The sequence below is a fragment of the Nocardia sp. NPDC050710 genome, from assembly GCF_040654375.1.
Taxonomy (GTDB): Bacteria; Actinomycetota; Actinomycetes; order Mycobacteriales; family Mycobacteriaceae; genus Nocardia.
In genome coordinates, this window is sequence record NZ_JBFAHV010000013.1 from 94304 (window position 1) to 107454 (window position 13151).

General features: G+C 66.1%; 9 protein-coding genes. 3 read left to right on the top strand and 6 right to left on the bottom strand.

Annotated elements, in window-relative coordinates; all coding sequences use genetic code 11:
* The first annotated feature begins 393 nt into the window (after positions 1–393).
* The gene (locus tag AB0H61_RS22235; RefSeq protein ID WP_357307429.1) at positions 394–615 is read left to right on the top strand and encodes a hypothetical protein; all 222 of its coding nucleotides are present in this window, start codon (positions 394–396) and stop codon (positions 613–615) included.
* 14 nt (positions 616–629) lie between these two features.
* Here AB0H61_RS22235 and AB0H61_RS22240 read toward each other — a convergent pair whose 3' ends face one another.
* Together AB0H61_RS22240 and AB0H61_RS22245 are read right to left on the bottom strand one after the other, a co-directional pair.
* Positions 630–2195, bottom strand: coding sequence for an alpha/beta hydrolase (locus AB0H61_RS22240; protein ID WP_357307431.1), 1566 nt, complete (start codon positions 2193–2195; stop codon positions 630–632).
* 235 nt (positions 2196–2430) lie between these two features.
* Positions 2431–3696, bottom strand: coding sequence for a hypothetical protein (locus AB0H61_RS22245; protein WP_357307433.1), 1266 nt, complete (start codon positions 3694–3696; stop codon positions 2431–2433).
* 334 nt (positions 3697–4030) lie between these two features.
* On the opposite strand from AB0H61_RS22245, the gene AB0H61_RS22250 reads away from it, so the two are divergent.
* Positions 4031–5863, top strand: coding sequence for a long-chain fatty acid--CoA ligase (locus tag AB0H61_RS22250; RefSeq protein ID WP_357307435.1), 1833 nt, complete (start codon positions 4031–4033; stop codon positions 5861–5863).
* A 72-nt stretch (positions 5864–5935) separates the two neighbouring features.
* Here AB0H61_RS22250 and AB0H61_RS22255 read toward each other — a convergent pair whose 3' ends face one another.
* The gene (locus AB0H61_RS22255; protein WP_357307437.1) at positions 5936–6403 is read right to left on the bottom strand and encodes a GtrA family protein; all 468 of its coding nucleotides are present in this window, start codon (positions 6401–6403) and stop codon (positions 5936–5938) included.
* A 147-nt stretch (positions 6404–6550) separates the two neighbouring features.
* Between AB0H61_RS22255 and AB0H61_RS22260 the strand changes: the two genes are divergently transcribed.
* Complete coding sequence (locus AB0H61_RS22260) at positions 6551–8908, top strand: beta-ketoacyl synthase N-terminal-like domain-containing protein (RefSeq protein WP_357307439.1); 2358 nt, start codon at positions 6551–6553, stop codon at positions 8906–8908.
* Positions 8909–8920: 12 nt separating this feature from the next.
* On the opposite strand, the gene AB0H61_RS22265 is transcribed toward AB0H61_RS22260, so the two are convergent.
* The 3 genes from AB0H61_RS22265 to AB0H61_RS22275 are packed head-to-tail and all read right to left on the bottom strand — an operon-like array spanning position 8921 to position 13133.
* On the bottom strand, positions 8921–10270 hold the full coding sequence (locus AB0H61_RS22265; protein WP_357307441.1) for a cytochrome P450: 1350 nt from the start codon (positions 10268–10270) through the stop codon (positions 8921–8923).
* A gap of 11 nt (positions 10271–10281) precedes the next feature.
* Positions 10282–11571: an NAD(P)-binding domain-containing protein gene (locus AB0H61_RS22270; RefSeq protein ID WP_357307443.1), complete on the bottom strand. Its 1290-nt coding sequence runs from the start codon at positions 11569–11571 to the stop codon at positions 10282–10284.
* Complete coding sequence (locus AB0H61_RS22275; protein WP_357307445.1) at positions 11568–13133, bottom strand: glycosyltransferase family 87 protein; 1566 nt, start codon at positions 13131–13133, stop codon at positions 11568–11570. The genes AB0H61_RS22270 and AB0H61_RS22275 overlap by 4 nt, the downstream gene beginning before the upstream one ends.
* Positions 13134–13151: the final 18 nt, after the last annotated feature.

Genomic DNA, 13151 nt, shown 5'->3' on the forward strand with positions numbered 1-13151 from the left:
CTGCGAGCCAGCCCTCGATCGTCGAATCCGGGACGACGCGACCCTCGGCAATTCTCACCGCGGCCTCGATCGCGGCGGGCTTCGGCGATCCCGCCGCACGGTACAACGTCCTGAGTACCTCGCTGAACCTCGCGCGTGGCGACCGTGCGGTGCTCGCCATCCTACCGAGGCCCCCGCATCGCCCGACTCAGCCCGACTCGGCCCGACTCGGAATTCTGTGCGAGCCATGATGACCTGCGCATACACGAACTCTAGACGACTCGGTCACACCGCGTCTCCCCGTCGGTCGGGCTCAATTCGGAGTGTCAGCCTCACTGCCAGAACGGACTCACCCATGATCTCCGGTCTTCCCACAAGACTTATCCGCCACCGCTATTCGCAACGGGATGAGCGATGATCACGGCCCTGCTCACCAACGCCGTCGCCGTGGCCGGATTGCTCGCCGTCGCCACGGTGTGCGCTTCCTACCTCGGTGCGGTCGCCGTGGCACTGTTCCATCCGTCGAAGGCGCGGCGCGACAGCGCGATTGCCGTCCTCGAGCGAATCCCAGCCCCCACTGCTCTGCATCCCCGGCGTGCGTCCGATGTGGGGCCGTCGAAGCGGGTCCGGCCGTGACCCGGGGCGCACCGTCAGTCGAAGGGCGACTTGTCGATGGCGCAGCCGGTACCTTGCGGTGGTAGTCCGCCGGTGACCAGGTACTCCCGTTTGACCCGCTCGGCGCAGGCGCTCGGCACGTACATGCTGCTGTGGCCCGCACCTTCGATCACTACGACCTGGGCGCTCGCCAGTTGGGCCGCGCCGGCGGAGGCACCGGACAACGGGGTCGCGGGGTCGAACCTGCTGTTGAGCACCAGGATCGGTGCGGCGGTGCGGCGGTTCCACGGTCCGGTATACCGGTCGGCGTCGCGGGCTTGCCAGAACGCGCAGGTGGTGCTGCTGAATACGGCGACGCGCCCGAAGTACGGCACCCGTAGATCTTCCGATACCGCCGCGCGACTGTAGACGCCGGTATCGGTCGGGACGACGCTGTCGGTGCACTGAATGGCGTGATACGCCTCGGTGCGGTTGCCCAGGTAGGACGCGCCGTGTGCGACCGGCAGCAGACCTGGGATGGTGGTGCCCGCGTCGAACAACTTCTGCAGCAGCACCGCGAGGTCCGGGTAGGTGGAGGACTGTGAAAGACTCGCCGCGGCATTGAGAATCGCCGTGTACGTCCACGCTTGGCCATCCACCCTGATGGGTGCCAGTCGAGCCCGCTCCGCGAGCGCCGTCCATTTGAGCCTCGGATCACCGGAGGAGAACGCGCAACGCGGCCCGGCCGCCGAACACTGCTGTAGGAATGCGTCGAAAGTGGCGGCGATGGCGCCTGCCACGTCCTGACGGGTGTCCAGCGGAACCGTGGTGCCTTGTGCGCCATGGCCATTGGCGCTGCCCTCGAAGTCCATCGATCCGTCGAACACCAGCGCCCGCACCCGGCTGGGAAACATATTCGCGTAGATCGCGCCGAGCTGTGTGCCGTAGGAAATTCCGTGGTAGGTGAGCTTCGGATCGCCGACGGCGCGGCGCAACAGGTCCAGATCTCGGGCGGTGTTGGCGGTCGAGGCATGGTTCAGGATCGGACCGGCCTGCTGCACGCAGCGATCGGCAAACTCCCTGGACCAGTCGTAGAAAGGCGCTTCCTCGCTTGCGGCGGTGGGCATCTCGGGCATGGAACCGAGGAAAACCAGTTGTTCATCCACCGTCGGAAAACAGCGCACCGCCGCACTGCGGGCCACCGATCGGGAGTCCCAGGAGACCACATCGAATCGTGACCGCAGCTCATCGGAGAACAGCCACGGCCACCGCACCCGTTCCCGCAGGCGATCCACCCCGGACGGGCCGGGACCGCCGAAGTTGACGAATAGGGTGCCGATGCGGTGACTCGGATCGGTGGCGGGCAGTTTGATCACCGCCAACTCGATCTGCTCACGCTGCGGCTGGTTGTAGTCCAGCGGCACCTTCGCCGACGAGCACTGGAAGCCGTCCTGGCAGTCGGACCATTGCAGCGCCGGGGTGTCCGCCGCCTGGGCCAGGCGATCGACATAGGCATCGACGCCGTCCTCCGCTGACGCCGATACCGGTGTACCGAGCACACCGGCCCCGACTACGAGCGCCGTGACGGCACGCCGGATCCGGTGAGATCTGTTGGGTCCCAAGCGCAGATCCAATCGAGGGCCCTCCTGTGCACCGATCAACGAACCGGGTGATCCTGTCACACCCCCGGCGATGACTGCCACACGCAGAGACTGAGACACATCTCGCGGTGTCGACGCGCAGGACACAGACGGCGACCATTGGGCTACGTTACGGGCGGGTGGGAATGCCGCACATCCCATCTCACCGAAAAGGCCCGCGGAGGACGTATTCGTTACTCGCGCGGCGGTACCCGCGTCACTGCGGGGAGTCGATTCCGATCGCGGTGTGCAGTGTCGTCGTGAGTAGTTCGATGCGGCGCTGCTCCTGCGCGGCAGTCTGTGGCTGATGGTGGATTTCGATGCTCAATCGGTCGTCGTAGGTGCTGATGATGCAGGTGTTGGCCGCGGGCCGTCGCCCGGTTCGGTCCGGCTTCGCGATGAAGATCGAGCGGAAGTCGTCGATACGCACATCCCGCTGCGCCGGCAGTTGTGGCACTCTGCCCCAGTTCGTCGCTATCACTATCCCGGGAATCCTGGGTGGTCCCGCCGCCGCCACATCCGGAATCTGCAGGGGCGTCTGCTGCACGAATCCGGAGGCTACGGCGGCCTGCAAGGTATCGCAGACGCCGTGGGCCAGGCCGATCAGCGTTGCCCCCGCATCGGCGCCGGGCATGTAGTTCGCGAATCCCAGGACGTCGGTGCCGTCGGTCAGGCCGATCGGCGGGCTGACCCTGGTGCGGAGATCGACGGAGTACAGGTACATGAGCTCGGTCAGCGGCAGAGCCCGAATCTCGGCCTCCATCAACAGGATCGCCGCGGACACCAGCCCATGCATCGTCACCTGTTCGCGGTGCGCGAGATCGACCAGCCGCGCGGTCGCCTCCGCGCTCAGACGGCATCGCGTCGTCTGCGGCATCGGGTATCCCGGGGCGATGTCGTCCGGTGCGGACGGGGCGGAAGGCGTTGGGGTAACCGCGGGTTGCGACGCAGGCGCGGGCGCCGCCGGAATCGGGAACTTCTCGACGCCGCGGGCGGCCAGCAGCGCCTCTACGGGCTCCGGATAGGGATGGACCTCCACCTCGAGTGGGCGACCTTCTGCGGCAGCACGATAGAACGACCACAGATCGCCGAGGATGGCAAAGGAGTGGTACGCATCCGCCACACTGTGATGGATCACCAGCGTGACACTCGCGGTATCGTCGTCGCGGACCACGCACAGCGCACCGACCGCTACGCTCTGATCGAACTTCGCGCCGGCGAGCAGCTGCTCCGGATCACCGTCGACCACCGAGATTTCCGGTTCCGCCCCCGAGGCGGCCACCAGGACATGCCCGCCGGTCCCGGTGGCTTCGAGACGGGCGCCCAGAATGGGATAGGCGCGAACGACGGCGTCGAACGCCGTCGACAACGCGCTCAGGTCCAATCGGCCGGATACTCGAACCGAGTAGCCGACGAAAACCTCGCCGAAGGCGAACATCTGTTCGCTCGGCGCGAGTGGGCGGATGACGCTTGCAGTGGACATGCAGTTCCCTTCGCTACCCTGAATCACCGGGTGCTGCTGAGTCTTTCAGGTCTCGGCGCTCGGCGCTGCGGCAATTCCCACATCCGTTGTCACCCAACCTATCGGTTCTACGCCGACCGGCCCCGTCGCCTGGCCGCGGCGAAATAGGTTCACACGTAAGCCACCTCACCAACCGCGAATCTGACTACGATGAGTGAGCCGCGCCACACGTGGCGCGCCGACTCGTGAGAAGCTGGCAGTAGCACCGCTGCGTTCTGTCCGCAGCGGGTCTCGGACCGGACGCGTACGAACGCCGCGAGGTTCGGTTCACGGCAGAGAAATCGGGAACAGGGATATGACGACAACAGAAATCGGATATACGCACGAATCGGGCAAAACGGTCTATACCGTGCCCGAAGCGTTCCAGGAGACCGTGACGTTGCGGCCCGAGCAGGTCGCGATGCGGACGGTCGGCGGCACCCAGCAGATCACCTGGCGTGAGTACGGCGAGCGCGTGAAGTCGATCGCCGCGGGCCTGGCCCGGCTCGGCGTCGGACACGGCGACACCGTCGGCATCATGCTCACCAATCGCCCCGAGTTCAATCTGGTCGACACCGCCGCACTGCATCTCGGCGCGACCCCGTTCTCGGTCTACAACACCAGTTCGCCCGATCAGATCGCGCACGTGTTCACCAACGCGGCCAACAAAGTCGTTGTGACAGAACAGGTTTTCCTCGGCGCGGTGAACGGCGCGGGCGTGGACCTCGAGCACACCATCGTGGTCGACGGCCCGGCCACCGGCGCCATCACGCTCGAGGATGTCGAGGCGAACCCCCTCGACGACTTCGATTTCGACGCGGCCTGGCGCGCGGTCACCGCCGACGACCTGGCCACCCTGATCTACACCTCGGGTACCACCGGCCCCTCCAAGGGCGTGGAGATCACCCACCGCAATGTGCTCGCCCAGATCATCGCACTGGTCAAGGGACCGCTGCCGGTCGGATTCGCCGACCGCACGGTGTCCTACCTACCCGCCGCGCACGTTGCCGACCGCATCTCCGCACATGCCCTCAACCTGACCACCGGCATCCAGATCACCACCGTCACCGACCCGCGCGAGGTGGCGGCCGCGCTGCCCGACGCCCGCCCGACCACATTCTTCGGCGTGCCACGGGTGTGGCAGAAGATCAAGACGGGCATCGAGAACAAGCTCGCCACCGAACCCAGCGCGGCCAAGAAGGCACTCGCCAACTGGGCCATCGGCACCGGAATCGCCGCTGCCCGAGCCGATCTCGCGGGGAAGAGCCGCGGCCCGATACTGGCCGTCCAGCACAGGGTGGCCGAGGCCCTGGTGTTGTCGAAGCTGCGGCACGCCCTCGGCCTGGACGAACTGGACGTGGCGGCCTCCGGCGCCGCACCGGTGCCTCCGGAGACCCTCGAGTACTTCCTCGGCCTCGGCTTCAATATGACCGAAGTGTGGGGCATGTCCGAGACCACCGGCGTCGGCACCTACACCGAGCTGGCCAAGCCGCGCCCCGGCTCGGTCGGCCGCACCGTCGACGGCATGGAACTGCGCCTGGACAGCGACGGTGAAGTTCTGGTGCGCGGCCCCATCATCACCCGCGGCTACCGCAACATGCCGGAGAAGACGGCCGAAGCGATCGATGCGGACGGCTGGCTGCACAGTGGTGATATCGGAACCATCGACCCCGACGGCTACCTGCGCATCGTCGACCGCAAGAAGGAACTGATCATCAACGAGGGGGGCAAGAACATCGCCCCGAGCAATATCGAGAACGCGATGAAGGCCGCCTCCTCACTGATCGGTCAGGCCGTCGCGATCGGCGACGCCAAGCCCTACATCGCGGCGCTGATCGTGCTCGACCCCGATGTCGCCGCTCTGCGCGCCAAGGAACTCGGCGCTACCGACGCCGACCTGGCTACCCTCGCCACTCGCCCGGAGATCGTGGAAGAGGTACGCGCCGCGGTGGAGGCGGGCAACAGCAAGCTGTCGCGAGTGGAGCAGATCAAGCGCTTCACCATCCTCGGCGCGGTATGGGAGCCGGGCGGCGACGAACTGACCCCGAAGATGTCGCTCAAGCGCGCCCCGATCGCGACCAAGTACGCGGACGGCATCGCCTCCATGTACGCGAAAGAGCCCTCGGACAAGGTCATCAGCGTCAAGTAACGGTTAACGTCGATCGAAGGCGACCTCCTTACAAAAGAGGTCGCCTTCGATCGTTGGATGCCCCACGCCTGACTACTCGGGTGCGCGTTCCACCTGATCCGGGAACACCACCCGTACGAAGGCCCAGAACCGGAACACCATGCCGAGCGCGGTACCGATCAGCTGCGCGGCCACGAAATCGGCGACGTTCTGGGTGTACCGGGAGACCTCGGGCACCTCGAGGTGAAGCACGTAGCGCGACACCCACAGCGGTGCGGTATTGATCGCGATGCCGAGGAAGCTGACCAGATAGAACAGCGCTGCCTCGTGGTGGCCGCGCCGCCCGCCGCGTGCGGCGAACGACCATTGCTTGTTCAGGATGTAGGACAGTGTGATCGCCGCGAGCACCGCGAGCACCTTCGCGATGATCGGCTGTGACTCGAGCACGGTGCTCTTGAGCGTCAGGAAAACGGCGGTGTCCAGCGTGAAAGCGGCCGCCCCGACGGAAGCGAAGCGAATCAGTTCACGACGTCGTGCCTCGCCCCCCAGCGCAGAGGTCACGCGAGCGAAAACAGGGCGTTCGGAAAATAGCACAGGTAGAGTTTCGTCCATATCCCTTTACCCCACAACAAGATCGGCGGATTCACCGAAAGACATTGGTCCGTCGGGCACCTGGTCGGACGGAATCCGGGCAGGTGAGTAGGTAACGTGAAACGGAAGAAGTCGCAGCGGCGCTTCAACTTCGAGCAGGCGACGGGCGCACCGAGCCTCCAGCCGATCGCCGTGGTCGGCATGAGCTGCCGCTTCGCCGGTGGCGCGGATTCACCGGAAGCACTGTGGCGCTTGCTGATCGGCGAAGTCGATGCGGTCGCGGATGCGCCGCCCGCAGGCCGGTGGCCCGCCGGGAACTACCACGACACCGAGCGCGGGGCCCCCGGGAAAACGGTCTCGATAGCGGGCGCGTACCTGCCCGATGTCGAGTTGTTCGATGCCGAGTTCTTCGGCATCACCCCGCGCGAGGCCGCCGACATGGACCCGCAGCAGCGGCTCGCACTGGAATTGTCCTGGGAGGCGTTCGAGGACGCCGGAATTCGCCCCGACGCCGTCCCCGATACCGGCGTGTACTTCGCCAACAAGTTCAACGACTATCGGGCGGTAAAGTTGAGTCGCGGCCCCGCCGCCACAACACCCTTCACCAGCACCGGCGACGTGGAGGGCGTCATCGCGAACCGGGTGTCGTATTTCCTCGGTTTCGACGGGCCGAGTATGACGGTCAACGCCTCCTGTGCCGGTTCGCTGGTCGCGGTTCACCTGGCCTGTCAGGCGCTGCGCGCCGGCGAGAGCGCGGTCGCGATCGCGGGCGGTGTCCAGCTGAATCTCATCCCGGACACCGCGATCGGCCTGTCCAAACTCGGTGTGCTCTCCCCGGGCGGCCGCTCGCGCACCTTCGACGCCACCGCCGACGGTTATGTGCGCGGCGAAGGCGGCGCTGCCGTCGTGCTCAAACCGCTGTCGGCGGCATTGCGCGACGGTGACCGCATCTACTGCACCGTGCTCGGCAGCGCCACCAACAACAATGGCGACCACCACGGGGGGATGACAGTCGGCGGGGCGGGTAAAGACAGCATGCCCGCCAGCAGCGTTCCCGGGCAGGAACAACTGTTGCGTCGCACCTGTGCCCGCGCGGGCGTGGACCCGTCGACCATCGACTATGTCGAGGCCCACGGCACCGGCACCGCTGTTGGTGACCGCGCCGAGCTGACCGCGCTGGGTACCGTCTACGGTGCGGCCAGGCACGATGACACCGCACTGACCGTCGGTTCCATCAAGACGAATATCGGGCACACCGAGGCGGCCGCCGGGATGGCCGGACTGCTCAAGGTCGCACTGGCACTGCGGCATCGCCAGATCCCCCGCAGCCTACATTTCGACCATGCCGCAGCGGATCTCGATCTCGCGGCGGCGGGCGTACAGGTCGCGAGCGCCCTGTTGCCGTGGCCCGAACGGCAGGGACCGGCCCGCGCCGGAGTGAGCGCGTTCGGCTTCGGCGGCTCCAACGCACATGTGATCGTAGAAGAAGTCCCGGCCGAGATCGCGGATGGTCCGCAGCCGAATACGCGTGAGACCTCGAGCGATAAGGAGCGTGTGATCGCGTTGTCCGCGCGCACCGAACCCGCACTGCGCGAGCAGGTTCGCCGCCTCCGCGACCACCTCTCGAGCAACCCCGGCATCACGCTCGACGATCTCGCCCACACCCTCTGCCGCACGAGACGGCCTTTCGCACATCGCCTTTCGCTGGTGGCGACCACCATGGCAGAGGTGAACAGCTTCCTGAACGAGAGGCTTCGCGACAGCGCGCCGGTCGTCGCGCCGACCGAGACGGTGGATGCTTCCCAGGCCTCGGCCTTGGTGGTCTCCGCGGCCTTGCGACCAGGCACAGTGCCGCGCCGTAGCCTGCTGCAAGCGGTCGGCACGCTATTCGAGCACGGTGTCGACCCGGATTGGTCCGCGGTCAACCCACTCGGCCGGGTGGTGTCATTGCCGACGTATCCTTTTCAGCGGCAACGTCATTGGGCCATCTCCGCAGAGACCGAGCCGGTGCGGGACGAACACTCCGCAAGTACCGTGGTCGCGGGTGACTCGATGCGGAATCAGGTGCGGAGCCCTCTGGTCGGCATCACCGCACTGAGCGACACGGTGGCCGAGGAACTGGCCGAGGTCGTCGGCGTCACGCCCGACAGGATCGGCCGCACCCAGAACTTCGATCAGCTGGGTGTCGGTTCGGTGCACGCTGTCGAACTCAGCTCCCGCCTGGCCGCTCGCCTCGGCATCACCGTCCCCGCGGCGATCATCTGGGGCCACCCCACTGTCGAACTTCTCACCGCCGAACTGTCCGCCCGCCTCGAAGCGACGAACCACCCCGCGATGCCACCGGTAACGGGGGCGCGTGAGGTCCCGGACAGTACCGCTCCCGCGCTCCTCGGCCACCCGCCGCAGATATCGGCGGACGAGGAGGTTCTCTCGACGGCCGAACTACTGACGCTCGGCCGCGAGCTGCTCGGCTGACCGCGAGCGCGGTCAGGTCAGCGCCGGTTTGGTGGCCCTGCGCACGGGTCGGATCCGAATGCCGAACTCCGGGCGCAGGTTCACCGACGCCAGCGGCACCACCGGATGCGTGCTGTCCAGTTCGAGCTGGAATCGTTGCACGGTCATGGCCAGGATCAGCACCATCTCGGTCATCGACATATCCTTGCCGAGGCAGATCCGCGGGCCGCCGGAGAACGGAAAGAACGCGAACTTGTGGCGTTCCGCCACTTCCTTGTCGGCGAAGCGCTCGGGCCGGAACTCCGTCGGATCGTCCCACAGCCGCTTGTCACGGTGAATGTAGTACATGCACAGCGTGACCCGGGCTCCCGCCGGAACGTGATACCCGCCGATCTCATCGTCGGCGATCGGCGTGCGCTCGACGATCCACGCGGGTGGGTACAGCCGCATCGTCTCCTCGATAACCATCCGGCAGTAGCTGAGCTGCCCGAGGTCGGCGAAGGTGGGGGTGCGGTCGCCGAGCACGTCGCGGACCTCGCCCGCGAGGCGTTCCTGGATCTCCGGGTGCGTAGCCAGCAGATAGCACGCCCACGACAGCGCGTTGGCCGGTGATTCGTGACCCGCCACGAGCAGCGTCTTGATCTCGTTGAGCAGGTCTTCCTCCCGCATGCCCAGTCCGCCCTCGTCGCGGGCGCGGACCAGTGCGGTGAGCACATCCGAGGTGTCGCCGCCGCCCCGGCGTTCCTCGATGAGCTGCCGTACGACGTCGTCGAGTTCGCCCACCTTCTGGGCGACCCGCCGCGCTTCCGGTGTCGGGAACGACTGCGGCAGTTTCACCGGGGCGTTGACGCGCTTCATGATGAACGCGAAGGCGGCGCGCATCGCATCGGTGACTTGCGTTGTGTCCGTGGACAAGTCGATGCTGAACAGGATGCGTCCGGTGACCGCGAGCAGCAGCTTGACGTAGTCGTCGTAGATGTCGCGATACTCGCCCGCCGCGGCATCCCAGCTATCCAGCATGGCCGCCGCGCTGTCGGTGATGTCGTCGGCGAATCCCTTGACATGTGTATGGGAGAACGCCGGGCTGATCAACTTGCGCTGCTTGCGCCAGTAGTCCAGGTTGTTGGTGGTCAACTGGCCGTCGCCGAGCAGGATACTGAACTCGTCGTAGATCGGGCTCTTGCGATAGTTGGTGTAGTTGTCCTTGAGCACGTATTCGGTCATCGCCGGGTCCGCGACCAGGTAGACCAGCATCGGGCCGGCCTTCACCCGGACCACGTCGCCGTAGCCGTCGAGCAGGCTGCCCACCGTCGCCAGTGGGTTCTTCGCCAGTTTCGGCAGCATGCGGCCGGTTTCGACCAGTCCTGGACCGGGTGCTTTCATGGAAGGCCCTTTCACTTCAACAGCTTCGCGTGCTTGCGCAGCTGGTTCACGTAATCCTGTTTCTCCACCACGAGCGGGTACTGCTCGGCATGGTAAAGACGCAGTCCGGCATACAGATCTGGCTGCGCACCGTGGGTAGCGCGGACGAAGCGCTCGATCCGTTGCGGCCCGTCCGCTTTCGCCCGCACAAAGTCGGCGACGAGTTCGGCCTGGTGCGCGTAGACATCCCAGTGGGAGCCGATCGGCCGCACCATACCGACGACGAACAGTCCGGGCGCGCCGGGCGGAAAGATGTTGAGGTACAGCCCCGGTCGCAGCGCCCCCTCGGCCCAGTTGAGGTGCGCGGGGTCGACCGCCGGATAGTTCGGCACGAAACCCGTTGCCAGGATGACCATGTCGACCTTCTCCTCGCTGCCATCGGCGAAGGTCACTCGGTCGTCCTCGATCGAGGCGATATCGGGTTTCGGCGTAATGTCGCCGTGCGTGTAGTAGTGGTGCAGCTGATCGCCCAGCATCGGAATGACGATGCCGTCACCGAAGTCGGGCACCGGCAACCCGAATGACCGGGATCGGCGGCGCAGGTACGAGAACAGCGTTTGGAAGGCCCGCTTGCGCATGGGCCGCCACATGCGTCCCTGCAACATGCTGTCCGTTGGCCGCCCGAGCAGATACTTCGGCATGCAGTAGAAACCACGCCGACTGCTGTGCAGGGTCAGTGCCGCGTTCACCGCGCAGTCGGACAGGATGTCGGCCGCCGATTGCCCGGCGCCCACCACCAGGACCCGCTTGCCCATGACCTGCTCCGGATGCCGGTACTCGATCGAATGCAGCACGGGCACTGTGCTGTTGCCCGGGATGTCGATGCGGCGCGGAGTCCGGTCGTGCCCGGTGGCGATGACCACGCCCGCGTACGACTTCCGGGTGCCGTCACCGAGGGTCACCTCCCATCCGGCGTCCGGCCCGTCCGCGGCGGCCTCGATCCGCCGCACCTCGGTGTTCAACCGGATATGCGGTGCGAGTTCGTTGGCGTCGGCATAGTTCTGCAGATAGCGCAGGACCAGCTCATGATTGGGATAGTCCGGATACTCCTCCGGCATCGGGAAATCCGGAAACGCCTGCACCCCTTTGGAAGCGATCACATGGGTATTGCGGGTGACCGGCGAATCCGGGCGGCGCGCGTCCCAAATCCCGCCGACCCCGTCCATTGCCTCCAGCACCTCGAACGCGATCCCGCGCGCGGCGAATGCCCGGGCGGTCGCCAAGCCGGCCGCGCCGGCGCCGATCACACAGTAGGTATTCATGCCGCACCGACCGGTTCGGGTTTCGACGCTTCGACGCCGCGGGCTTCCTCGGCCTCGGTACCGCCACTCGCCCGCCAGGCCACCGCGAAGCAGGTGACGTAGATGATCGTCTGCGCGACCAGTGTGAAGTACACGTTCTCGTTGTAGACCGCGACAATGAGCCAGGCCACGGTGAGCAGTGCGATGTTGCGCTTGCTCCCACGCATCAACCCCGCGTATACGGCGAACATCCACACCGCGCCGACCGCGATGTACACCCACGGCCCGAACGGAGCCCGGAACGAGGCCAGTGTGAGTACCGCCAGCCAGATGGCGAGATTCTCGGCCCGGAACCGCGCGCCCTCCGCTCCGGCGCGCAGCCGCCGGTGGATCCGCACCGCGGTGACCGCGACCAGGACTATCAGCAGCAGCGTATAGATGTTGGTAATGAACCGGGCGGGTCCGGTGGGATCACCGACATCCCAACCCATGATGTTCGCCTTGTACGGCAGCCCATAGGGCGAGTAGTTGACCAGCTGATTGGCCCGTTCCACCAGGACGAACTGGTGGAACTCGCCACTGGCCAACTTCTGCCAGGTGCCGTCGGACAGGAACATCCGCCACGGCTCCCATCCGAAGATGAGCAGCGTTGCGAGCGAATAGATTCCGCCGAATACCGCGGTCCACGCCGCCGGTCGCCAGCGTCGTTGTACGAGCAGATACACCAGCAGGATCCCCGGTGACACCTTGGCGATGATCGCGAACGCCAGCGCCGCGCCACCGAATATATTGCGCCGCAGATGGAACAGCACCATGGCGCCGGCACCGCCGACGTACAGGATCAGCACGTGGATATTGCCGATCTGCAAGGTCGCCAGGGTCGGCAAGCTGAGCCATACGACCGGCGTCAACGCGGCGAGCACGCCGCCCTGCTTACCGCCGACCCAGCGGGCGATCCCCAGCATGCCGATCAGGACGAGGGCGACGTACAGCGAGTAATACAGTGCCCGCAGCGTGCCGAAATCGTGGCTGAACACCAGCAGCAGCCGTGGCAGCAGCAGGAACGGCGGCGGGTACAGATAGGCGTCCCGGTCCTGCGGGAGCACGCTCGGCAGCACCGAGTCCGCCTGTGGGGACTCGTACCGGTGCCGGTTGTACAGATTCGCCGGGTCGTCCTCGGCCATGGCGGCGCCGCTGACATAGCCGGTCAGATGGGACTTCTTCACCAGGAAGTCGTCCTCGGCGGACAGCGAGCTGTCGACGTTGTCCGCGTCGAGAATGAACTGCGTCAGCCGGGCGAGCACAAGCACCACGGCCAGGATGGCCACGCTCCACAGCACCCGCACGACGATCGGCTTACTACGCACCACGTCTCGCCATTCGACCGGCACCGACGGTACGAAAAGCACGAACAGCACTGCCGCACAGACGATTCCGAGTAATGCGGTGGCCGCGCCCGGTAATCCTGTGAGCGATAGCGCGATCATCACGACCGGGACGAGAATGCCGACGACGAACACCGCGTACATCGCGGCGTAATAGTCCAGTGCGCCACGGAACCTCGTCCATGTGCTGGATATCATGTACAACCTGCGCTTTCC